Origin of the sequence: Thiomonas sp. X19, assembly GCF_900089495.1 — a bacterium.
Taxonomy (GTDB): Bacteria; Pseudomonadota; Gammaproteobacteria; order Burkholderiales; family Burkholderiaceae_C; genus Thiomonas_A.
On record NZ_LT605203.1, the window covers coordinates 4,410,205 to 4,433,554 of the forward strand.

Genomic DNA, 23,350 nt, shown 5'->3' on the forward strand with positions numbered 1-23,350 from the left:
CTAGGAGACTGTCGGACTTTGCGGTCTTCCGGATGAAGACGCTATCCGAGACAATTGCTGCTGCACAACCGAGAGCCCGAGCCGATGAGCCGCTTCGTCCCTGTTGACCGAGACACCGCATATCTGTTGCCACCGTCGGTGGACGAATGGCTGCCCACTGATCACTTGGCGCGCTTCGTGGTCGAAGTCATCGAGCAGCTTGATCTGGGCGATCTGGCCCGACAGTACGCAGGCCGGGGCTCGGCGGCGCACCATCCGGCGGTGCTGCTGGGCCTGCTGATCTACGGCTACGCCAACGGCGTGCACTCCAGCCGCAAGATCGAGCGGGCGACCTACGACTCGGTGGCGTTCCGCTTTGTTGCGGCCAATACCCACCCCGATCACGACACGCTGGCGACGTTCCGCCGCCGCTTCTTGAAGGAGGTGGAGGCACTGTTCGTGCAGGTGCTGGTTCTGGCGCGCGAGATGAAGCTGCTCAAGCTCGGACACATCGCGCTGGATGGCACCAAGATCGACGCCAACGCCAGCAAGCACAAGGCCTTGTCGTGGGCTCATGCCAACAAGATCGAGGCGCAGCTGCGCCAGGAAGTACAAACGCTGCTGGCGCTGGCAGAGAACAGCGACCGCGCGACGGTACCCGACGGCATGGATGTGCCGGCGGAGATCGCCCTGCGTGCAGATCGCTTGAGCGCAATCGCGCAGGCCAAGGCCAAGATCGAGCAGCGCGCCAGCGAACGCCATCAGGTCGAGCAGCAGGAGTACGAGGCCAAGACCGCCAAGCGCCAAGCCCAGCGCGAGGCGGGCAAGAAGCCGCGCGGCAAGGACCCTGAGCCGCCAGAGGCCGGCCCCCGGAGCAGCGATCAGGTCAACCTCACGGATGAAGAGTCGCGCATCATGCCCGTGTCGGGTGGGGGCTTCGAGCAAAGCTACAACGCACAAGCCGGCGTGGACATCGCGACGATGATGGTGATCACCCAGCATGTGAGCCAGGCATCCAACGACAAGCGCGAAGTTGTGCCTACGCTGCAGCAGATCCAAGCGTTACCCGCGGTGCTGGGCGAGGTGCACACGCTCATCACGGACAACGGCTTCTTCAGCCAAGCCAACGTGATCGCGTGCAACGACGCGGGTATCGAGCCGCTGCTGGCGCTCAAGCGGGAGTCGCATCACACGCCGGTGATGGGGCGCTTTGCACCCGATGTGCCCGAGCCCCAGACGACGGATCCGCTCGTGCAGATGGCACACCGCCTGGGCACGCAAGCAGGCCGAGCCCTGTACGGCCTGCGCAAGCAGACAGTGGAGCCGGTGTTCGGCATCATCAAGCAAGTGATGGGTTGGCGCCAGATGAGCATGCGCGGGCTGGCCAAGGCACAAGGCGAATGGAGCTTGGTGACCATGGCTTGGAACATCAAGCGCATGCACGTCCTGCGAGCCGCGTGAGGGCAATAGTGCGCCCCGACCACGCCAAAACCGAGTCCCCAGGCCGCCCCATGTGCCCTCACAGTGTCTCGCCAACCATCGAGAGCGTTCGATCAGCGCGCCGCTGTCAAAAAAAACGCGTCGCACTGATCAATCGGATTCGCTCGGGTTCAAGTCCGACAGCCTCCTAGAGAGCTGAGCCGTTGACCGCTATGCAGGCGTTGCCAATCCATTCCAGTCCAGCCAATCGGCGAACGCCTGCGCACGGGCGGCAGCGTGCATGGCGGACAGGGTTGATGGGGTGATGGTCTCTTTGCTCATTTTGGTAACTCCAGTTCGTCAGCGCACCGTTGCGCCTGACATCGGTACATGGAGACTGTCCGCAAACCGTCAAGCGGTGTTCGGGTCTTTCGTGCCTGTGATGGGCTTCCTGCGTTCAAGGGCGCAGCCCGAGAACGTCGCCTTTCGGGTCTCGGGCGCAGCCTGAGCAGGTGGGGACGGGGACATAAACGCAGAAAACGACAAGCGAAGCGCAGGCGGTTTCGAGGCTTGTGGCCACGGCCCCCTACCCTGCACTTCTTTCTTGACGGTTATCTCAATAAAGATGCACCTGTCAGCACGCCTGTCGTGCTGCCTGTCGATGTGCCTGTCAGAGCGATTTCGAATCCTGTCAGCGCATTTTTGAATCCTGTCGCGTCTCCTGTCGTCATGCCTGTCGATGCACCTGTCAGATCACCGTTTGCGCCCACTCGCAATACGTGTCGTAGGTGCCGCCACATCGCGTTGGCGGGCTTCCATCGAGCCTGTAGACATGGACGAGATCAATCCCGTCGAAGACCCTGCCGAGCGCATCCGCCAGCACGTGGATGCCGCATTGACGCGCAGCATGGAGAACCCGGCCGGGCTGTCGCCCGCTTCGCTCGTGCGCGTCTTGCGCCCGGTGATCGAAAAGCATCTGGCATCCGGCATGGCGCTGGTCGACATCGCCGCTGTTTTGCGTAGCGAAGGTTATGTGGTCACAAAAGGCCATCTTGTCCGGCACCTGGGCATCATTCGGGCCGAACTTGGAATGCCACCCATGACGCGGGGACGACCGGTCAAGGCCGAGAAACCAGCCAAGCAAAGTTCTCCTCCTACGTCCACTCCAGCCGTGGTGTCACCGCCGCCTCTACGGCCCACAGCCACTCCAGCCCCGACTGCCCCACCTGTCACCCCAACAGCAGGGGCAAAGAACGATGGGGCTGCGCCATGGACGCCGATGCCCGGTGTTGTGCCGCCGCCTGGCTCGGTCGGTCCGGTTGGGCCTGGACATGTTGACAAGACAAGTGGCAAGCCTATTCCGCCGGACTGGTTTCATCACCCGCAGACCGATCAGTACCAACCGCCGAAGACAACCATCGACCCCGTCACAGGAAAACTCAATCTCATCCCCGCAGGCATCGTGCGCGGCAATTTCCCCTCGCCCGAGGAACAGCGGCGCGGCCTGCGTCGGGCCGAGGGCTTGTGACCGGTTTGCGGCCCCTGTGCATATCCCCTCAGGGCCGGTCGTTCCGGTCATGAACCTGATGGAGAACCACGATGTCACTCAAAACATTCGTCGTCGATGGCGACAAGGGCGGGGTCGGCAAGACCATGGTGTCGCGCCTGCTCGCTGAAACCTACCTGCGGGGCGAGGAGCTTGACTTGCCCAAGTGCCAACTCATGGTGGCGGATGCCGACAAGACCAACCCCGACTTCTGCGGCGAAGGCGGCTATGAGACCTGCGACCAATTCGGCTCCATGCTGGTTGATCTCTCGGCGCCGCGCCTGTGGGGTGAACTGGCGAACGACCTTGAGGGTGCCGTTGCCGCATCGGCGCTTGGTGAGGTTCGCGTGGTCATCAACCTACCGGCCGGCATCGGCGAGCGTTCATTGCTCTCAGCCGACCGCTCGGCCATCGGCGTGCTGGAGTACCTGCGCGCCGTGCCGGTTTGGGTGATGGGTCGCACCGAGGATTCGATCTCGCAGCTTGAGCGCCGCTGGAAAGAGTTTCCGAAAACTTATGAGCACGGCCTGGTGGTGCTCAATCAGTTCTTTGGAGACAAGGATCGCTTCGTGATGTGGAACACTTCGCAGGTGCGCCGCGATCTCCTGGATGGCGGCTGGAAAGAGGTCGCCATTCCTGAACTCTCCGACCTGACGGTGCAGCGCATCGGGCGCACGCCGCTGTTCAAGGTCGCCAAGGGCGGCACCACCTGGCAAGGCCTGCGGGTCGGGCCGGGCGACATCATGAATGTGCGCGCGTTCACGGGCATGGGAACGTCGATTCTCAAGATCGCCGAAACGATCCCCTCGCTGCACTACAACGGAGAAGCCTGATGAGCCTGTACAAGGATTTGATCGGGGCGCTCGTCCCCGATGGACTGAGCGACCAGCAGGCGGCTGAGATCGCGCAGATCATGCAGGCCGGGCAGATTGGCGAGAATGACTCCACGTTGCTGAACTTTCTGCCGTCCTATCTGTTCACCAACCGCCGCGAACAGGCCCGCATCGACCAGGAAGCCCTGTTGCGGGCCATCCAGAACGTGAGCACAGGCGGCGTGGATGCCGACCGGCTGGGCAAGGCGGTGGCCAGGCACATCGATGCCAGCGAGATCGAGGTTCCAGCCCCGGAGATCGACCCGGCGAAGATCGCCCGGGCGGTGGCCAGGGCGGCCGTGCCGGATCTCTGCGCGGCCATTGAAACCGAGTTGCAAAACCGGGTGGTCAAGCTTGATGCCGACGCCGCCCATGCCGTGCTGCGCGGCGCGGTGTCTGACACGCTGTTCTCCTGGCAGGTCGCCGCTGGAGTTGGTGCGGCCTTGCTGATCGCGATTGCGGCTTACTGGTGGGGTGGCAAGCAAGTGGAATGGCGGGATCAGCCGGTGATCGCGCAGATGCAGAGCCAGATTCGCAGTCTGCGGGGGGAAGTCGCTCCTGACCGGCGGCGCTGATCTCAGCGCACCCTGCGCCAGCGCCGCAAGTCCCGCCAGTCGCCTTGCACCTGGCGCTGCGCCCGTTGCAGCTTGATGCTGGCAAACGCCACCAGATCAGGGGCCAGCCGACCACCGAGCCGCCACAACGCGGCGATCAGGACAGCCCACTGCCGCCACCAGCGGCGGAACACGAGCAGCACGGCCGCTGCGCCGAACACGCCCAGCGCCACACCCAGCTTGTTGCTGACGGCGGCATGGAACACCCAGGCGGCCAGCGCGAAGGGCGACAGCAGGATGGCGATGTGCAGCGCCAGTCTGGCGTCGTGCCAGGTGCGCTTGAGAGTTGGCCACATGATTGTTTTCCAAGGATTGGTCAGGCACGCGCAATTACGCCAGCACGTCCAAGCCATGCTTCTTGACCACGTTCAGCAGCTTGAGGGCCATGCCGCTGGGCTGCTTGGCCCCGGTCTCCCACTTCTGCACCGTGGATGGACTGGTATTGAGGTAGCGGGCAAAGACAGGCTGGCTGACGTGATTGCTCAGACGAATCTTTTTGATCTGCGTGGGTTTGAGCGCAGCCGCTGGCGTCAGGCAGGATGCATCGAATTCACGCATCGTCGCCTTGTCGATGGTCCCCGCGCGGTAGAGGCCCTGGGCCGCGCTGTGGATGGCCTCGAAGGCGTCACTCTTGAAGGTCGGTTTGGTCGTCATGGCAAATCTCCTGGAGATCCCCGTTGTGGATTGCGATCTGGATTTCAGCATCGGTCTTGCGGCTGTACGCGGTGGCCAGCTTCCTGAAGCCCGCCAACTCGTCATCCTCGATATTGCTCCGGTCTTTCTTGGCGAACAGGTAGGCGTACACCCAGAGCCGCCCGCCCTTGGCCAGGATGATGGAGCGATGCCGGTTGTCATTCAGTCGTTTCTTGAACACGCCACCGCCGAGGTCGTCCGCCTGACCGAGCATGGCCTGCTTGATCGCGGCACAGAGCTGGGCATCGGTGATGCGCCCCTTGCTCGCCGCCTTGGCGAACCATGCGGTTTTGAAGACGCGGTGAGTCGGCGATGGTTTCGTTCTGGGCATGATTAAGTCTAGCACTGGGTGCTAGTTTTTGCATTCTTTTCTTTCGCCGTTAGCGATGGGTGGTGGCATCTGAGAGAACTTTCGCCACCCACTTGTTCATGCTCTGGCCTTCGCGCGCGGCTGCTTTGGCTGCCGCGGCATGAATGCTGGGATCGATCCGCAGCATCAATTTGCCGGACGCCGGTTTTTCGGGTGACTGCTTCAGCTTCGCGCAGACCTCGATGTAGTCGTCAATGGATGCGTGGAATGCAGCCTCGAATTCGGCCACGGATTCGCCGTGAAAGCCGATGATGTCGGTCACGTCCAGCACGCGGCCCACCAGGATTTTGTCGTCCGGGTCGTAGGTCATGCTGGCGGCATAGCCCTTGTAGGTCATCACGTTGTTCATGGGGTCACTCCTATCTTTTCCAGGTACTCGCGCGCCATTCTGACGCGGTATTTCAAGGCTTCCTTCTGCGGGTGCGGCCGATGGAAGTAGGCGCGCTGTCCGTCTTTCTCAAAGGCCACGGACGAACCATGGCCCTCGATCACGCGACATCCAACAGCCACCAGCAAGGCCTCGATGCGCGCCCACTCCAGGTTGCCATGGACCGGGTTGGTGAAGATCGCATCCAGCGTTTTGCGTTGCTTGCTGTTCATGAGGTCATGATAGCACATTTGATTGCGCATTCAAAAATTTTTGCTATCAATCGCTTTGCTGCCGCGCGGCATATCCATGTGTCCACGCCACATCGGAGATCGCCGTGCAGTCCACAACGCAACCCACATCAACATCCTCATCCTTTCTTGCCCCAACCTTGTCCTTGCGGCTGTTGGTGGCGCTGCGCCGCCTGCTGGCCGTCCTGCTGCCCGCGCTGGCGGGGTTGGCCTGGACACTCTCGGACAAGCCTTACGGCGTCGTGGCGGCGCCGCTGCTGATTGTCGGCGTCATGCTGGCGGACAATCCCCGCTGGCGCTTCCTGGCTGCGCTGGCCTACTTTGGCGTCGGCGGCGCGGCGCTGCCGTCCGAAGTGCAGAGCTTCTTTGGTTCGGGCTGGATCGTCGGCGTTGGTCTGTGGATGTGACCTGCCACGGTTCATCGGACCAGTCATTCCTGGACGACGGCCCCCTGTTTCACAGTTGAACACCCTTGCTGCACGAACTCGTTCGGGGTCCGGTAGCCGAGACTGCTGTGCGGCCGGACCTCGTTGTAATGCCGCCGCCATTGCTCGATGACGACCTTCGCCTCGGTGCGATTCCTGAACCATTCCAGGCTCAGGCATTCGTCCCGGAATCGGGGCCATTGTCGGAGCGAACGTACCGCGGTGCGCCGTGCACGCTGACGAGCTGGGACAACACCTCGACCACGCGGCCGGATTTGATGGAGCCGGCCACGTCGATCGTCAGGCTCACCTTGGTGAACTCGTCGATCACGGTGAAGCACTTGAGCTTCTGCGCCGTTGGCGCACGCGTCGTGCACGAAATCGTAAGCCCAGACCTGGCCTGGCCTGGCCCCTTCGGGGTGCACGGCCGCGGCCTGCTGCCGGCGACGCGCTTCCTGGGCCGCTTGCGCGGCACCTGCAGATTGCCCTTGGTCCACAGCCGCCACGCCCGACCATGGCCCATCTCGAAGCCCTGGCGCTCCATAAACACGTGCACACGACGAGACCCGAAGCGTGGGTACTGCGCCGACAGCACGCTCATCGCGCCCAGCGCCGGAACATCCTTCTCGAGCATCTTCGACGTGTAGTTCAAAGCAGACCTCGCCACCGACAGCAGCGCGCAAGCCCTTCGCTGCGACAGGCCACGCCCAATGGCGAACCGGACCTGCTCGCGACGCGCCTGCGCGCTCACCATTTTTTTGCGGCGATCTCCTTCATCACGTCGATCTCAAGGTCGCGGTCGGCCACCATCCTCTTCAGCCGCGCGTTCTCCTGTTCGAGCTCACGCAGCTTTTTCACGTCGGCCGTGTCCATCGACCCGAAATACCGCCGCCAGTTGTAGATCGTCTGCTCGCTGACTCCGTGCCGCTTGGCCACCTCGCCCACGGGCTCACGGTCGGCCTCCCGCAGGATCGACACCATCTTCTCTTCGCTGAACCGGCTCTTCCTCACCACTCCCTCCTTGTCGGCGGGAGCCATCATCTCAAGTTTTAAATGGTCCGAAAATCCCGGGGCAGGTCAACCCGAGCAAGAAGCCAACACAATGGGCGGTTGCTTGATCTTGTGGGGCTGATTTACGAGGCAGCCGCGGACCCGGTGGTCATGCATGGGCTGCCGCTTGCCATGGCGCGGCACTTTGGCAGTGAGAGTTGCATTCTTCGGGTGGGTTACAGATCAACCCAAGGCGCAGCGTCCATGCCGCAGAATGCGGGCCTGCCCATCGGAACAGCGAACTTCGACCTCAAGGCACGCACCGCCTATGCGGAGTATTACCACGCACATAATGCGTGGTACGAGCGAGGATGGAAGAAGGGCTTTCCGGCGGTCGTTCTCAGCGAGGAACTTTTGCGTACCCAGGATCTGATGCGGTCCGAATGGTCGGATTTCTGCAAGCTCACCGGGATGTTCGAGATGATCGGGGCACACTGCCTGATCACCCATGAACGCGTTGGCACCATCGGCATTCATCGTCCGAGGGGCGCACGCCCCTTCAACGAATCCGACCGCCGCTTGATGATGGGACTGCTGCCGCACCTGCAGCGGCTGTTCCAGCTCCAAGAACGATTAGGGATGGCGGCCGCCCGGACGCATCTGGCTATGGGCTTGTGGAGTTCGCTGTCCATCGGCCTGGCCTTGGTGGGGGCAGATTCCCGCTTGCTCTTCGCCAGCAGCGTTGCCGAAAACGTGTTGCGACAAGAGCACTATCTGGCTGTTCGGGAAGGTCGCCTCTGTGCGGCGCAAGTCCGAAATGGTCCCAGCCTGGAGCGCTTGATCATGACGGCTGTGCGAACCAGTGGGGGCTGGTGGGTGGTTCTGGAGGTGCGATCAAACTCGAAGGCAGTCATGGCTCTCTGGTGCTTTTGATTGCCCCTGTGCGCGCAGCATCGCTGGGGTTCGGTCTGATGCAGCCAGCAGCCGTCATCCTTTTTGCGGATCCGCATGCACAGGCCAAGGTTCCTGAACAAAGGATGCGGGAGACGTTTCGGTTGACTCCGGCAGAGATGCGATTGCTCGTCGCCTTGCTGAATGGTCAGAAACTTGCAGAGTATGCAAACGTCGCCAGCATCACCTATGGAACGGCGCGGCTGCACCTCAAGCGACTGCTTCAAAAAACAGGTTGTCACAGACAGGTGGATTTGATTCGAGCAGCAACGCAAAACCCGACGGATCGCATTTGGGGAATCTTCAACGAATCCATTGGGAGCGATGGATCGAACGCGACGCGCTGAACCCAAGAGGCCCGTTCTTAAATGTCTCTCAAGGAAACGCAGGGCCGCCCCAAATTTCCTTGACCCCCACGGGGGCGGGTCGGCGAGCCGACCCTGGGGGCGCTCAAAAACGGTCGTGAAAGATTCGTCTGGTGGAGTCTATTGGCGCACACACGAACTGCAAAAAACAACAGTCTCGAGCAGTGCTGCGCGCAGTCCGCGTCGACGATCAACGCGCATGTTTGCCCCATCGCCGGCGATGGAGGCCATCCCTCTCCCGTATCGCAATCCGCCGTCGTTGATCGGCGTTCGTCCGAGCGTGGAAGGATGCAAGCAGTGAGGCTGCCGATGCGATCCAGCGAAGGCGCACCTGCGAGGCGTTGAAAAAATGCCTCCTCATGCCTCCTCCCCGGATTGAAATACGAAAACGGCCGAAGCCTGCGTGCGCAGCGCCAGCTCCCAGAACGACTGGCGCACCGCCTCGCTCAGGGCCTGCAACTGGGGTTCGAGCGCCACGCGTTCGTTGACATGCTCGATCCATTGCCGGGTGCGCGCGTGCAACTCCAGATGCTGTTGCGTCAGTCGCAGAAAACCGGGACTGTGGCCGAAGCGCCCATCGTGCCGCAGGCACCACTGACCGAGACCGCAGCGCAGGTGCGCATCGGGCGCCAGAAGTTGCTCGCGGGCCACGGCGTCCAGGCTGCCGGTGAGCAGTAGGCGCAGGTTGGTGCCCAACGACACGATGGCCTCGATGCCGTCTGGCCCCAGAGCATTGGGCCGGCCGAGGTCTGCGGCCCAGGGAAGAAGCTGGGGCCACTGACGCAGCCATCCAGTCAGTTCAGCCGCGGGCATCGGCTGCGCCACGACATAGCCTTGCAAGTGCACGCAGCCCATGGCCACCAGCACCTGGGCTTGCTCGGGCGTTTCCACACCCTCCGCGACCACGCGAACACCCAACATCTGGGCGGTGTGCACCATCCCGTAAGTGATGCTCAGGTCTTTGGCGTCTTGCAAGATGTCGCGGATGAAGCGGCGGTCAATCTTGATGGTGGAGACGGCCAGATCCTGCAAGTGGGTGAGGCTGGCGTTGCCGGTACCGAAGTCGTCCAGGCTGACCTGTACGCCCAGTAGCCGGCAGGCTTCGATTCGCGCGCGCACCGTGTCGCTGCCCAGCATGGTGCCGCGCTCGGTCAGCTCGAGCACCAGGGATTGTTCGGGCAAGTCGGGGTGGCTCTGCAACACCTTGCGCACATCGTCCAGAAATGGCGCGCTCAAGAAATGGCGGGGGCTGATGTTGACAGCCAGACTGAGCGTTTGGCCGCCGGCGTTCCAGCGCGCCAACCAGCCGGCGGCTTCATCCAGCACCCAGCGGCCGACGCGCGCGGTGATGCGCGCGTCATCCAGGACGAACTCGAAGGCCGCCGCCGCATGCACTTGACCCTGGGCGTCACGCAGGCGCAAGAGAGCCTCGGCCTGGGTGACGATGCAGGAATGGCCCGGGCTGTCTGCACGCACATGGAGGATGGGCTGAACGAACAGCTCCAGCCGGCGTTCCTGCAGCGCCTGCTCGATCGCCGCGACCCAGGCCTCACGGCGATCCATCGCCGCTTGCATCTCGGCGCTGAACACCCGGGCCTGATTGCGCCCGGCCGCCTTGGCTGCGTACAGCGCCATATCCGCCTGGCGCATCAGGGTCTGGGCGTCCTCCGTCGCGGTGCGCACCGCAAGTCCCAGCGACAGGCGGACCGAAAGAAGCTGGCCATCCAGGTCAAACGGTTCGCGCATCGCCGTCATGATCCGGCCGGCCACGCGTTGCAGGCGCGCGGGATCCTGGTCGTGGTGCAGCAGCATGGCAAACTCGTCGCCGCCGATGCGCGCCAGGAAATCCACGCCGCGTTGCTGGAACGATGGATTGGAGCGGCGCAACACGCGCGCGAGACGAGTACTGACCTCGCGCAGCAGGATGTCACCCGCTGCATGCCCGAGGCGGTCGTTGATGGTCTTGAAATCATCCAGGTCGGCAATGCCCAAGGCCAGGCCGGACCGGTTGCTGTGCAAGGTTGCCTCCAGCAGCGCCTCGAAGGTGCGGCGGTTGGGCAACCCGGTCAGCGGATCGCGCGCGGCCAACTGGCGGATCTGGTCTTCCTGACGCTTTTGTTCGGTGACCTCCTGAATGGTCCACATCGCACCGATGGAATGCCCCTGCTTGTCCAGCAACGGGTGGTAGTGCCGCAGCATCACGCGGCCGTCGGTGAGCCACACCTCGTCGATGGCCGATTGGTGCTCATGGAACAACACTTTGACCTGCGCCAGCGCGTCGCGGCCGCCCACATGCAGGGGCTCGACCAGGTCCCAGATCGCGCGCCAGGTTCGGCCGATGAGTTCGCGCGGATGGGCGGCGATTCCCAGCATGCGGGCAAAGCCGCCGCTGCAGTACTGCACCCGGCCGTCACTGGCGAACACGAGGACGCCGCTGGGCAGATCGTTGAGGATGCGGATGAACTGCTCGGCAGCTTGTCCACGCTCGGTGGCGGCCTGCTCGGCCTGACGCAGCAGCGTCTGCGCTTCGCGGACCCACCGACGTTGGATCGCGAGTGACCAGAACAGCAAGGAGGTCAAGGCCACGGCCACGGCTGCAGTCGCCGCCAACGGCATGCGGACCTGGCTCCACCAGGCGGCCCGCAGCTCGGCGCGGGGCAGCACGGCGAACGCCACCAGCGGGAAGCCTTCCAGCCGCCGGAATGCGCCGACATAGGGTTGGCCGGAGGCGTCGGCGTTCAGCGCTCCTGCGATGACGCCGCGCAGGCTTGCCGGATGCGCCGCGATCGCCTGGTGAATCGCGCCGCTGTGGGGTGTCGTGAAGAAGGCGTTGAGGTCGCCCTTGGAGGGCAGCGGCCAGCGGCCGTACCAATAGCCGTGCTCGTCCTGCACCCCGAGCTGCAGATCCTGGGACCAGCCGCGATAGGGCAGCAAGGAGCGATACAGCGCGTTCTCGGTGGCGACGCTCAGGCCCCCGACGAGATAGAAGCGCACGCCTTGCGGGCCTGTCACGGCACGGCCGATGTGCACCACCAGGGTCTGGGTCAGTGGGCTGAGGATGGGATGCCACAGGCGCATCTGACCGGGATGGGCGCGCAGATCGGCCAGGAAGGCGCGCAGTTGCGGCTTGGCGTTCAGGTCGGCGTCGGGCCCTTGTGCGGGCAAGGCGGTGCTGGCGAGAAGGCGACCATCGGCAGCGACGAGGTTCAGCGCGTCGAGCCCATGCAGGGCATGCTGGACATTCAGCAGCATGGCGCGCGCGGCGGCGGGGTCGTGGGTGGGGTCGGCGGTCTGGATCTGCTCACCCAGGAAATCCAGCGCCTGGGCATACCTGACGAGATGATTGCGCACCGCCACCCGGGTGAGTTGGGTGGTATCGGTGAGTTGTTGGGCGGTGTTGTGCTTCTGAGCGTTCCACGCCGCCATCAGATACCAGGATGTGCCGGCGATGAGCGCCACCATGACGGTGGTGAACACCAACAAGGTCTGGGTCCGCAGGCGACTGTCCTGGAGCGTGGGCATGCGTGCAGGCGGTGTCTGGAGGTTCTGGGGTTTAGGAAGTCGTTCGCGGGGTCCTGGGTCCAGCCGTGTTCGGGCCGTCCCCGTCTTGCGGGCTTGGCGCCGTGGCGAGCCTCGCCGGCACCCAGCGATACAGCGTGGGGATGGACACACCGAGGGTCTGGGCCACGTCCTTCGCCGGCGTGCCCTGGGCCAGGAGCATCCTGGCGGCTTCGATTTTGGGGGCCGTCATCTTGCGCTGCCGGCCACCCACGCTGCCCTGCCGGCGCGCAGCAGCCAGGCCGGCGCGGGTTCTCTCGGCAATGAGCCCACGCTCCATCTGCGCCAGGCCGGCCATGACGTGGAAGAAGAACCGTCCCGAGGGGCCGGAGGTGTCGATGGCATCCGTCAGGCTCCTGAACTGGATGCCTTTGGACTGGAGCGATTCCACCAGTTCCACCAGGCCCTTGACGGTGCGCCCCAGACGATCGAGCGTCCACACCACCAGGGTGTCGCCCTCGCGCAGGGCATCCAGAGCGCTAGCCAAGCCTGGTGCTCCATGCTGATGACGACATGATGGGGGTTGGACATGGGGACTCTCCTTCTCGGAACCCGCCCACATGCTAGGCAATCGAGAAGAAGCCATCAAGAATAAGTTTCGAGAACCGCAAGCCCTTGATTCATGGTCGGGCCGATGGGTGGGGTTGCGGCTTTTCGATAACAGCGGATTGTGGCCGGGCTTTATGTGAAGTAGTTCACGGCGCAGCCCAATGCATGCGACCGTGGCGAGGGTCAGCGCAGACAGAGCATCTATGCTTCAAGCGTGGAGTGCCCCCAGCGGTTTGAAGCGCACCCGCTGAGGTTTTGTAGCCATTGTGATGTTGCGTCGAGGCCCGCATGAAAACCATCAGAATCTTCATCATGACAGGCTCCGTCTTGGTTTCGGCCCTGTTTTTCGGCAGCGCCTATTTCATCGTTTCGCATGCCTTCACCCGCGCCATTCAAGGAAACTCCCTCCGCACGTCGCGCGTCATGGCCCAGTCCACCTTCAACTCGATGTTCCAGTTGATGAGCACCGGATGGACGCACGCCCAGGCTGAAGCATTCCTTCACGCCAGCGACGGGGCCATGAAGCATTCCGATTTCACCCAGCAGATCTTCCGCGGCAGCATCGTCTCCGCGCGCTTCGGCCCCATCCCGCAAGCCCCCGTGGATGCCGCGGTCGCACGGGTGTTCCAGACCGGCCGGCCGGAGCAGGATGTCAGCGGAAACAGCACGCGCTATGTCTTTCCGCTGCGTGCAGAAACACAATGTCTGCGCTGTCATACCAACGCCCAGGTGGGCAGCGTGCTCGGCGTCATCGACATCCGCCAGAATCTGGCCCCGTCCATCCAGGCCGCACGGCGTGATTTTTTCGATGCCATGCTGTGGGTCTTCCCCTTTCCGATCCTGGGCGCCTTCCTGTTGACGGTCTTCGTGGACTGGCGCATCGACCGATCCATGGGCATGCTCAAGCGCAGCATGGACCAAATCCATCAAATATCGGATTTGAGATTACTCCGATTTCAACCCATCGATTTGTGGTTTTCCGACCTCAACGGCATCTTTCGTCAAATTGGCCAACTCATCGACAAGCTCCGGGGCATCGCCATCGAAAAGGACTTCCTGGCCGACCATGATGCCCTCACCGGCCTGCCCAACCGCCGGGGGCTGCTGGAACACCTCTCCCGCACGCTGGCCCGCGCCCGTCGTCACGGCGGGCGCGTGATGATCGGCATGCTCGACCTGGATGACTTCAAGCCCATCAATGACACCTGGGGCCATGCGGCGGGCGATGCGCTGCTGCGCGAACTCGGTCGCAGACTCCAGGCAGCTTTGCGCGAAAACGATCTGGTGGCGCGTCTGGGCGGCGATGAATTCGTCGTCATCCTCGAACAAATGCCAGGAGCCGGTGATCTGCCCTCGGTCCTGGCGCGTCTGGAATCGGCCATCACCGCGCCCTATGTCCTGCCGGGCGGGCACGAGGCCCGCATCGGCCTGAGCCTGGGAGTGACGCTTTACCCCGAAGACGATGCCGAGCCGGAAATCCTGCTGCGTCACGCCGATGAGGCGCTCTATGCCGTCAAGGAGCGCAAAGCCACCCGTCAGCAAGGCTGGATGCAGTGGCGCGCCCTGCCCGCCCCGAACCAACCCAGCGAGGACGATGCGCTGGTCGTGCCCGTTTACGGACAGGGGGCATCGGCGCTGTTGACCCGTGCGCGGGAACCGCTGCTGAGCGCCACATCCGCGTTCGTCACGACCTTTTACGCCACCCTGGCGCTGCAAGCCGAAGCGCAAGTCATCCTGCAGCGCTTGAGCCCCGATGAATTCACCCATCTGCGCGAGCGCCAACACCAACATCTGGGCCACATTCTGGCCCCCGATCTGACCGAAGCGGCGCATCGACTGAGCGCGCACCGCCTGGGGCGCATCCATGCCCTGATCGGGCTGGACCAGGGCGCCCTCATCGAGGCCATGCACCTCTATCTCGACACCTTGAAGCAAGAGATCGGCAAACTGAATCTAAGGCCCTTCGAACGCAACCATTTGGTGAATCTGCTGTCGCGCCGACTGCTCACCGAGATGGAAGAACAGATCAAGGGCGAGATGGACGTCACGCAAAGGCGCGAGCATCTGCTGCTGTCCCTGCATGCCCAGAAAACCGCGGCGTCCAACTGGCCTGACTTCCTGCGCATCGTGGTCGATCAACTCGTGGCCCTGGAGGGGATGCAAGGCGCCGGTGTTGCCCGGCCCGATAGCGGTGGGCAGTTCGTCTTCGAATACACCGCCGGGGGGTTCGAGCCCTATTTGCGGGCCATCGACCAGCGCCAGTTGATGCCGCGGGTGACCGATCCGGGCACGCACGCGCAACAGCTTGCCTACTTGCGTGCCTGGCGCAGCGAAAAGATCGAGACGACGACCAGCTATGCCGGCAACCCCGACATGGCCGATCTGCACGACGCCGCCCAGGCCGCCGGCATCCGCAGCAGCGCGGCAGTCCCGCTGAAGGATGCGCAGGGCCATGTGTTCGCCGTGCTGATCCTGTTTGGCCGCTACCCCGGCGTGTTCGAGACCCCCTCGGCGCGAACGTTTCTGGCGGCTCTGGGCCTGCTGGTGAGCGAGCGGCAACATGAGACCTCGCGGGAACAGCAATTCGCGCCGATCTCCGCCGAACGCCGGCATGCGCTGCGGGATCGCCTGTATCGCGGGGCTCTGGAGCTGCACTACCAGCCGGTGGTGGATTTGCGCTCCGGCAAACCCGATCTGGTCGAGGCCCTGGCGCGTCTGCGGCTGGAGGACGGCACGCTGGCCAGTCCCGCGGAGTTCCTGCCCGGATTCGGCGAAACCGAGCTTGTGCGCCTCTTTCGGGATGGATTGCACCAGGCCCTGACCCAGCTTCAAGCTTGGGACGCGCAGGGGCTGAAGCTTGTCGTGAGCCTGAACCTGCCCCCAGCCGTGCTGATCCATCCCGAGTGCTCCACCTGGGTGCAACAGGCCTTGCAGGAGCATGGGCTGGCGCCGTCCCGCCTGCGTCTGGAGCTGTTGGAAGCCGAAGAACTGTATGACGTCTCCAGGCGGGATGCCGCCATGGCGGCGTTTTCCACCTTCGGCGTGCATCTGCTCATGGATGATCTCGGCGCGGGCTACAGCAGTCTGCTGCGCCTGCGCACGCTGCCCTTCTCCGCGGTGAAGATCGATCAGGGGCTGGTGCGCGAGGCTCCGCGGGATCCCTTGCGGGTCATTGGCTTCATCGGCTCGCTGGTGCGTCTGGCGCAGAGCCTGGACTTGCGTGTGATCGTGGAGGGGCTGGAAAGCCCGGCGCTGGTCGAGACCGCGGCCATTCTGGGCGCCACCGCCGGCCAGGGCTATGCGCTGGCGCGTCCGATGCCGGCGGCCGAGGTGCCGGGATGGATGCAGGGTTTTGAGCTCCGACTGGATCCGCAGCATCCGCAGACGGCCTTGGGCGCCTTGGCCGGGCACTGGAGTTGGGAGCATGGGGTGCGGTACGCGGGGGCGCGCGCGATGCATGACGAGGGCACTTGTGCGCTGGGCAGTTTCATCGTGTCGCAAGGACTCGGCGGATCCGCTCTGGATAGCGCCCACCGGCAGATGCATCAAGCCGCTGTCGAGCACGGGCCCGAGAGTGCCCAGTACCGGCAGTGGGCGCAGCGGGTGGTCGCCGCGCTGATGGCGCTGAGCAACGGGTCCATGGGAGCACCGACAGATTAAGGAGGCCATCATGGTTTTTCCTTCCGGAAAGTCCTGGGACCCCACGTCCCAGCAGTTCGACTACGACCCCAACGATCCGCGGGTGCAGGAGCTGTTCGCCCAAATCGAGGACCTGCGGCTGGAGAACCGGGGGCAGTTCAAGCCGGAGCGGGTGCAACTGCGCGGGGCCGGACATGTGGCGGGGCCGTTGAAGGATGGGCAGGGGGCCCTGATCGTCAACGACGATGGCCAGGGCGCGATCACCTTGCTGGCCTCAATGCCCCTGGAGGAGCATCAGTCGTGCTTTGTGAGGCGCCATCTGGGGATGCCCGGGGAGAGCGAGCGCCTCTACGATGTGCTGCGCTGCCGCCTGGGAACACGACCCCAGGATGCCGACAGCAGGATCTGGATCGCCTATCTCAAGATCATGTCCCGCGGGGGCATCCAAGCCGATGCGCAACGTCTATGAGCGCTCGCCGCCCAAGGCCAAGAAATGGACGCCCCGACCCGATGCGGCATCGAGGTGCCAAGTGGAGGCTTCGAAGGCCAGCCCAAGGCCATCACCCAGGCGCTGGAGCAAAAGCGTGCGCGGGTTCGGGTGGAGCATGCGTGTCATGTGCTCAAGAATCTGTTCGGCCACAGGAAGACCCAGGCAAAAGACTCTCTGCAATCTGTTCCTGGCACGCCGCATCTCGGATGTCGGCGCCGGGTTGCGGCAGACCGTCGTGCAGCAGCGCTACAAGCACCGCCGCAGCCTGATCGCCATCTCCAACCGGGTCGTGCAGGACTGGGGCCAGTATCTCGGCGACGCCACCATGGCCACCCCCATCCTCGACCGCCTCATGCACCGCGCCGCCATGCTGGAGTTCGAGGGCAAGAGCTATCGCCTCAATCGAACGGGTCGGGTCCGCAGGCAAGGCAGGGTGAGCGTTCGCGGCGCGCATTCGCTACAGTGCGCAGAGAACTGCCGATCGCCTTTCGATGGCATCGATCGCCCCCTTTGAGATTCGGTTGACGATGCGACACCTACTTCGATCTTGGTTTGCCATCCCCTTCGCAGCCTTGTTCGCGGCATCGGCTCTTGCGGCGCAGCCGATTCCCCACGACATCCAGACCGCCATCGACGCCGGCCACTACGCGCAAGCCGATCGCGAGATCGCCCAGGTGCTGGCTGCGCATCCGGATTCGGCCGAGGCGCATTATGGGGACGCTCGGCTGCTGGCCGACGAAGGCAAGTGGCCGCTGGCGCAAGCGGAACTCAGCCGCGCAGAGACTTTGGCCCCCGCGATGGGCTTCGTGCCCCCGGACATGCTGGCGGCCTTCAGCCGCCAAGTGCAGGATCACACGCAAGGGGGAGCCGCCCGCTCGATGAGTCCCGGTTTCATCATCGGGGCGATGGCTTTCGTGCTGATCTTTGTCTATCTCGTCGCAGGGATGTTTCGGGCGCGGTCACGTCCAATGGCCCTGCCGACCGAAGGCATGCCGCCCGGGACGTCACCGCCAGATGCAAGGGGTTCTCCGCTGGCAGGACCGACCGCGTCACCTGCGGCTGGCTCGGGCCTGCTCGGCGCATCGGGATCGGAGCTGGTTGCCGGCGCGGGGCTGGTCACGGCGGAGGCCAGCATCGATAAACCGTTGGATCCCGGGCAGAACGTTGCGAGATCAACGTCCGCGGTGGACGTCCCACCTGTCGATCCGATCCCCAGCGATCAACATTTCGGGATGACCGGCGCCAACGCCGGGAGCGATGATCCCGTCGACGCGGGGCGCGACGATTCCTGCTCGGACGCCTGACCCGCTGCGTGCACCCCATCGTGCGATACGCAACGCAGGCAGGTGGATCGAGGTTTCAGCGTGAGCGCCGTTTCCGCGGCCGCAACTCCGCCATCACCATGCGCTCGAATGCTTCCAGAGCCGCCACGGCGTCAAGCTCCATCTCCTGCTCCGCCCACTGCTCCTGCCAACGCATCCAGGCCTTGAGCGCCTTGGGATTGTCGGCGCGGGCGAGCAGATCGTCGATGAAATGCCGCGCACCTGACCACGATGCTGGCCTTGGCCAACCGCGTGCTGGTACGCAAGAAACTGCTGGCGATTCATGCCCAAAATGGGCTGCAAGGGGCATCAATCAGCATCGGTGAGGATCAAGGGGGGGCGCCGAAACCGCCTCGTTGAGCATGGCAAATGGCCGGATTGGGGGAGAAACCACTGAGTATCGGCGTCGATCATCTCGGGCTTACCAATCCTTGGTCAAACATCGAATAGTTCAGCGTGCCCCAAAGTCACTGATCTCTCGTGCCGGTAATTCCTGACTCAACCGCTCACGCAACTGGCGGCTTTGATTTGTTTTTGCGCCTGAACTCGCGCGTCGTCGCTTATTTCATAGCGCGCGTGTGTTTGAAGATATTTTTCAATCAGCGCCTTTTGTTCTTCCTGCAGTCCAGCGTTTTTTGCCATCGTTTGAAGTATCCCCGGCCATTGATTTGCCGTAAATTGCGACGGATGGTGCAAGCCGTGGCAACGGCTACACTTAGCGGCATAAAGCTTGCTCGCTTGACGCCATACAGTTCTAACGTCAGCAACGACACCTCCCTTCTCGACGCGTCCGGAAATTGTCACACGTTGCCACTTATTTCCATAGGGGTCGGTTTGGCTGCCATCAATAGTTAAGCAACTTCCAGGAACTCTAGAAAGGGTCGCAAGTTTAATGCGTAGATCAGGCGCCTCATAAATGACGCTGCTGGCTCCCTCCATTGTCCACCCGCTTATCCGAACGACGTCACTTTCAGGGTTGCCAGCATCAGCTTGGCCGACGGCAAGCGCTGTCCCTGGCGTAATTAATCCAAGAATATCGTTGTGTGAGTCACAGCCGAATAATTGAGCGATACCCTTTGTGTACACTCTTGGTGGTGAACCTGAATCACTTGATGTCTGACCAAAAACAACCGCATGGCATGCCAAAAACATGCCAGCCATAGAAAGCGATTTTATAATTTTGCGCTTCATTGCTTTAAGCTGCGGCGGAGAACGCGCGGATTTGTAAAAGCCGTAATTGGCGGGGGATTTCCAGCAAATTTCTCGACGTCTACCAAGGTTGTATTCGCAATATTTCCTTGAGAAAGTTTTGAAGCGCCCTTATCCATCGTCAAAACATTTGCCAGCCCGTGTTTGCACATCGTGTTATCTTTGGCAGGATTGGCGGGATCATACCAAGCCCCCTCATGTAAAGCAAGAACACCTTGCATGATGCGATCGGTAACCATTGCGCCCGCCAAAATCTCACCTCGCTCATTGAATATGCGAATGATGTCCCCGTTAGCAATTCCACGTGCCTGCGCGTCGGCTGGATTTATCCATGCAGGCTCGCGCTCATTAACTTCATACCATGCGCGAATCCAAGTGTTGTCAAGTTGCGAATGGAGGCGGTAGCGGGGATGCGGAGAAAGAAGGTGGAAAGGAAAGCGCTGCGCCTTTTTATCGCCGAGCCATTCAACAGGCTCTAGCCAAGTGGGGTGTGGGGGGCAATCGGCGTAGTTGTAGCTCGCAATTGCCGCAGAATAAATCTCAATCTTGCCGGAAGGGGTCCCAAGCGGATGCAGCGCCGGGTTGTCTCGAAATGCCTTATGCTTGACGAAGCTACGCGAAGCGGTCGGGATTTGAAATTCACAAAAACCGACGTTCCAGAACTCGTCAAAGGTCGGCATTTTGATGCCCTGGGAGCTTCCCTGTTGGCGCGCGCCGTCATAGAATGACCGAAGCCAGGCCGTTTCATCTTTTCCATCCGTGAACTGCCTGCTCAAACCGAGGCGCCCGGCGACCGCTGATAAGATTTCGAAGTCGCTTCGAGCTTCAAATAATGGGTCAATAACCTTTTTCATTGCGACGAAATATTGCGAGGAATAGGCTCCGCAAAAATCGATATCGTTACGCTCAAAGGTTGTCGTTACAGGCAGAACGATGTCGGCATACTTTGCCGTGGCAGTCCAAAATGGATCTTGCACGATGATGGTCTCGGGACGGCGCCACGCTTCCAAGACCTTGTTGGTCTGCCAAAGGTGTGTCAATGGATTGCCGCCTGCGTAATAGATGAGACGGATGTCAGGGTAGACCAACGTTTTGCCGTTATAAGGGACATGCGTACCAGGGTTGAGTAGCATGTCGGTAAATCGCTCAAAAGGCAAAGCCGTTTTAACGGGATTCTCAATGCCCGGGATGCCGCTCAGGGTCGGTGCGTGAGCGACGAGGTCGCCGCCATTGTCATAATGATAGCTAAGCCCGTACCCGCCACCGGGCGTCCCAATTTGCCCTAGCATCGCGGAGAGAGTGATAAGCATCCAATAGGCTTGCTCACCATGGTCGGCACGTTGGATCGCATAGCCGGAAATAATCATCGTACGGTGCTTGGCCATGTCATGCGCAAGTTCGATGATTGCTTTCATGTCGACGCCAGTGATCGACGCAGCCCAACTCGGTGTCTTGGGCGTACCATCCGTCACACCATTCAGGTAAGGCAGGAACTTATCGAAGCCAACCGTATAGCGTGCGACGAACTGGGAGTCGTAAAGGCCCTCGTGGTAAAGGACGTAAGCTAGCCCGAGCATTAGAGCCGTATCGGTGTTGGGGCGAGGGTGTATGGAGCGCGCACCAAGAAATGTTGCAGTATCCGTTGTTCGTGGGTCAATGCTCACGGCCTTAGCATGGCCGGATTGAACCTTGTTTTTGAACTTACTGAGAGCGCCATACGCATAATGATCGGCCGGGTGGGTGCCGATCTGGTTGTTTTTCAGTAGATCCGCGCCCAACAAAACAAGCAAGGTAGTATTGGCCTCAATAACAGGCCATGCCGTCTGCTCATCATAAACCTCGCTGCTTCCAACGACATAGGGGAGGATAACCATAGCGGCAGCTACGCTGGGATCGCCGGTGCAGTCGGTGTACCCTCCTTGGAGACCAAGGAAACGACGGACAAGACCCGATGCATTGTGTAAAAGTCCGACTGACTGCCAATCGGCTGTCCCTGGGAAAATGCTTGCCGCCCCATACGAATTACGCGCGCGCGTGAGTTCGGTGGCAACTAGCGAGACGGCATCGTCCCAACTAACCCGTACAAATTCTTCCCGGCCGCGGCCCGCGCCGCCAGCACGAAAACCGCGCTCTAGGAGGCTGTCGGACTTGAACCCGAGCGAATCCGATTGATCAGTGCGACGCGTTTTTTTTGACAGCGGCGCGCTGATCGAACGCTCTCGATGGTTGGCGAGACACTGTGAGGGCACATGGGGCGGCCTGGGGACTCGGTTTTGGCGTGGTCGGGGCGCACTATTGCCCTCACGCGGCTCGCAGGACGTGCATGCGCTTGATGTTCCAAGCCATGGTCACCAAGCTCCATTCGCCTTGTGCCTTGGCCAGCCCGCGCATGCTCATCTGGCGCCAACCCATCACTTGCTTGATGATGCCGAACACCGGCTCCACTGTCTGCTTGCGCAGGCCGTACAGGGCTCGGCCTGCTTGCGTGCCCAGGCGGTGTGCCATCTGCACGAGCGGATCCGTCGTCTGGGGCTCGGGCACATCGGGTGCAAAGCGCCCCATCACCGGCGTGTGATGCGACTCCCGCTTGAGCGCCAGCAGCGGCTCGATACCCGCGTCGTTGCACGCGATCACGTTGGCTTGGCTGAAGAAGCCGTTGTCCGTGATGAGCGTGTGCACCTCGCCCAGCACCGCGGGTAACGCTTGGATCTGCTGCAGCGTAGGCACAACTTCGCGCTTGTCGTTGGATGCCTGGCTCACATGCTGGGTGATCACCATCATCGTCGCGATGTCCACGCCGGCTTGTGCGTTGTAGCTTTGCTCGAAGCCCCCACCCGACACGGGCATGATGCGCGACTCTTCATCCGTGAGGTTGACCTGATCGCTGCTCCGGGGGCCGGCCTCTGGCGGCTCAGGGTCCTTGCCGCGCGGCTTCTTGCCCGCCTCGCGCTGGGCTTGGCGCTTGGCGGTCTTGGCCTCGTACTCCTGCTGCTCGACCTGATGGCGTTCGCTGGCGCGCTGCTCGATCTTGGCCTTGGCCTGCGCGATTGCGCTCAAGCGATCTGCACGCAGGGCGATCTCCGCCGGCACATCCATGCCGTCGGGTACCGTCGCGCGGTCGCTGTTCTCTGCCAGCGCCAGCAGCGTTTGTACTTCCTGGCGCAGCTGCGCCTCGATCTTGTTGGCATGAGCCCACGACAAGGCCTTGTGCTTGCTGGCGTTGGCGTCGATCTTGGTGCCATCCAGCGCGATGTGTCCGAGCTTGAGCAGCTTCATCTCGCGCGCCAGAACCAGCACCTGCACGAACAGTGCCTCCACCTCCTTCAAGAAGCGGCGGCGGAACGTCGCCAGCGTGTCGTGATCGGGGTGGGTATTGGCCGCAACAAAGCGGAACGCCACCGAGTCGTAGGTCGCCCGCTCGATCTTGCGGCTGGAGTGCACGCCGTTGGCGTAGCCGTAGATCAGCAGGCCCAGCAGCACCGCCGGATGGTGCGCCGCCGAGCCCCGGCCTGCGTACTGTCGGGCCAGATCGCCCAGATCAAGCTGCTCGATGACTTCGACCACGAAGCGCGCCAAGTGATCAGTGGGCAGCCATTCGTCCACCGACGGTGGCAACAGATATGCGGTGTCTCGGTCAACAGGGACGAAGCGGCTCATCGGCTCGGGCTCTCGGTTGTGCAGCAGCAATTGTCTCGGATAGCGTCTTCATCCGGAAGACCGCAAAGTCCGACAGTCTCCTAG

The 23,350-nt window shown here is 62.4% G+C and carries 20 protein-coding genes and 3 pseudogenes; 12 read left to right on the plus strand and 11 right to left on the minus strand.

Annotation, left to right across the window (positions count from 1 at the left end; all coding sequences use genetic code 11):
• Positions 1-84: 84 nt before the first annotated feature.
• The 4 genes from THIX_RS21620 to THIX_RS21635 all read left to right on the plus strand — a co-directional run bounded on the left by THIX_RS21620 (position 85) and on the right by THIX_RS21635 (position 4,391).
• Positions 85-1,440, plus strand: a complete 1,356-nt coding sequence (locus THIX_RS21620; protein ID WP_112484377.1) for an IS1182-like element ISThsp16 family transposase — start codon at positions 85-87, stop codon at positions 1,438-1,440.
• 790 nt (positions 1,441-2,230) lie between these two features.
• On the plus strand, positions 2,231-2,926 hold the full coding sequence (locus tag THIX_RS23245; protein ID WP_146748652.1) for a hypothetical protein: 696 nt from the start codon (positions 2,231-2,233) through the stop codon (positions 2,924-2,926).
• Between the two features lie 71 nt (positions 2,927-2,997).
• Entirely contained in the window at positions 2,998-3,777 is a 780-nt protein-coding gene (locus THIX_RS21630) for a hypothetical protein (RefSeq protein ID WP_112487850.1), read from the plus strand.
• Positions 3,777-4,391, plus strand: a complete 615-nt coding sequence (locus THIX_RS21635) for a hypothetical protein (protein WP_112487851.1) — start codon at positions 3,777-3,779, stop codon at positions 4,389-4,391. The genes THIX_RS21630 and THIX_RS21635 overlap by 1 nt, the downstream gene beginning before the upstream one ends.
• Before the next feature lie 2 nt (positions 4,392-4,393).
• Here THIX_RS21635 and THIX_RS21640 read toward each other — a convergent pair whose 3' ends face one another.
• From THIX_RS21640 to THIX_RS21660, 5 genes are read right to left on the minus strand one after another with little or no spacing between them, the layout of a single operon-like run.
• A complete protein-coding gene (locus THIX_RS21640) occupies positions 4,394-4,726 on the minus strand; it encodes a hypothetical protein (RefSeq protein WP_112487852.1) in 333 nt (110 codons plus the stop codon).
• A 34-nt stretch (positions 4,727-4,760) separates the two neighbouring features.
• Entirely contained in the window at positions 4,761-5,084 is a 324-nt protein-coding gene (locus tag THIX_RS21645; RefSeq protein WP_112487853.1) for a DNA-binding transcriptional regulator, read from the minus strand.
• Positions 5,056-5,454 (minus strand): type II toxin-antitoxin system RelE/ParE family toxin, encoded by a 399-nt coding sequence (locus tag THIX_RS21650; RefSeq protein WP_112487854.1) that lies wholly within the window; start codon positions 5,452-5,454, stop codon positions 5,056-5,058. The genes THIX_RS21645 and THIX_RS21650 overlap by 29 nt, the downstream gene beginning before the upstream one ends.
• A gap of 49 nt (positions 5,455-5,503) precedes the next feature.
• Positions 5,504-5,842: a type II toxin-antitoxin system HicB family antitoxin gene (locus tag THIX_RS21655; protein WP_112487855.1), complete on the minus strand. Its 339-nt coding sequence runs from the start codon at positions 5,840-5,842 to the stop codon at positions 5,504-5,506.
• Positions 5,839-6,093 (minus strand): type II toxin-antitoxin system HicA family toxin, encoded by a 255-nt coding sequence (locus THIX_RS21660; RefSeq protein ID WP_112488547.1) that lies wholly within the window; start codon positions 6,091-6,093, stop codon positions 5,839-5,841. The genes THIX_RS21655 and THIX_RS21660 overlap by 4 nt, the downstream gene beginning before the upstream one ends.
• A 104-nt stretch (positions 6,094-6,197) precedes the next feature.
• Between THIX_RS21660 and THIX_RS21665 the strand changes: the two genes are divergently transcribed.
• Complete coding sequence (locus THIX_RS21665; RefSeq protein WP_146748654.1) at positions 6,198-6,518, plus strand: hypothetical protein; 321 nt, start codon at positions 6,198-6,200, stop codon at positions 6,516-6,518.
• Positions 6,519-6,541: 23 nt separating this feature from the next.
• Here THIX_RS21665 and THIX_RS21670 read toward each other — a convergent pair.
• A pseudogene (locus tag THIX_RS21670) lies at positions 6,542-7,547 on the minus strand (IS3 family transposase).
• Between the two features lie 99 nt (positions 7,548-7,646).
• On the opposite strand from THIX_RS21670, the gene THIX_RS21675 reads away from it, so the two are divergent.
• Together THIX_RS21675 and THIX_RS21680 are read left to right on the plus strand one after the other, a co-directional pair.
• Positions 7,647-8,459, plus strand: coding sequence for a hypothetical protein (locus THIX_RS21675; protein WP_158540978.1), 813 nt, complete (start codon positions 7,647-7,649; stop codon positions 8,457-8,459).
• On the plus strand, positions 8,450-8,824 hold the full coding sequence (locus THIX_RS21680; protein WP_146748656.1) for a LuxR C-terminal-related transcriptional regulator: 375 nt from the start codon (positions 8,450-8,452) through the stop codon (positions 8,822-8,824). The genes THIX_RS21675 and THIX_RS21680 overlap by 10 nt, the downstream gene beginning before the upstream one ends.
• A 375-nt stretch (positions 8,825-9,199) precedes the next feature.
• On the opposite strand, the gene THIX_RS21685 is transcribed toward THIX_RS21680, so the two are convergent.
• Entirely contained in the window at positions 9,200-12,364 is a 3,165-nt protein-coding gene (locus THIX_RS21685; protein WP_112487859.1) for an EAL domain-containing protein, read from the minus strand.
• Positions 12,365-12,476: 112 nt separating this feature from the next.
• Positions 12,477-12,893: pseudogene (locus tag THIX_RS21690) on the minus strand (recombinase family protein); the annotation flags it as partial.
• A gap of 344 nt (positions 12,894-13,237) precedes the next feature.
• Here THIX_RS21690 and THIX_RS21695 point away from each other — a divergent pair.
• From THIX_RS21695 to THIX_RS24685, 5 genes and pseudogenes are all read left to right on the plus strand, one after another.
• A complete protein-coding gene (locus tag THIX_RS21695) occupies positions 13,238-16,609 on the plus strand; it encodes an EAL domain-containing protein (protein ID WP_112487861.1) in 3,372 nt (1,123 codons plus the stop codon).
• A gap of 10 nt (positions 16,610-16,619) precedes the next feature.
• Positions 16,620-17,057, plus strand: a complete 438-nt coding sequence (locus THIX_RS21700; RefSeq protein ID WP_112487862.1) for a hypothetical protein — start codon at positions 16,620-16,622, stop codon at positions 17,055-17,057.
• A 193-nt stretch (positions 17,058-17,250) separates the two neighbouring features.
• Positions 17,251-17,592 (plus strand): annotated as a pseudogene (locus tag THIX_RS21705) (ATP-binding protein); the annotation flags it as partial.
• A gap of 58 nt (positions 17,593-17,650) precedes the next feature.
• A complete protein-coding gene (locus THIX_RS21710; RefSeq protein ID WP_112487863.1) occupies positions 17,651-18,382 on the plus strand; it encodes a lipopolysaccharide assembly protein LapB in 732 nt (243 codons plus the stop codon).
• Positions 18,383-18,631: 249 nt separating this feature from the next.
• Positions 18,632-18,760, plus strand: coding sequence for a hypothetical protein (locus THIX_RS24685; RefSeq protein WP_256359997.1), 129 nt, complete (start codon positions 18,632-18,634; stop codon positions 18,758-18,760).
• Between the two features lie 138 nt (positions 18,761-18,898).
• Here the strand turns inward: THIX_RS24685 and THIX_RS21715 are convergent, their stop codons facing one another.
• Genes THIX_RS21715 through THIX_RS21725 form a run of 3 tightly spaced genes read right to left on the minus strand, consistent with a single transcriptional unit; the run spans position 18,899 to position 23,266 of the window.
• Positions 18,899-19,591, minus strand: coding sequence for a hypothetical protein (locus tag THIX_RS21715; RefSeq protein ID WP_112487864.1), 693 nt, complete (start codon positions 19,589-19,591; stop codon positions 18,899-18,901).
• Positions 19,588-21,858 (minus strand): molybdopterin-dependent oxidoreductase, encoded by a 2,271-nt coding sequence (locus tag THIX_RS21720; RefSeq protein WP_112487865.1) that lies wholly within the window; start codon positions 21,856-21,858, stop codon positions 19,588-19,590. The genes THIX_RS21715 and THIX_RS21720 overlap by 4 nt, the downstream gene beginning before the upstream one ends.
• A 52-nt stretch (positions 21,859-21,910) precedes the next feature.
• Positions 21,911-23,266: an IS1182-like element ISThsp16 family transposase gene (locus THIX_RS21725; RefSeq protein ID WP_112484377.1), complete on the minus strand. Its 1,356-nt coding sequence runs from the start codon at positions 23,264-23,266 to the stop codon at positions 21,911-21,913.
• Positions 23,267-23,350 lie beyond the last annotated feature (84 nt).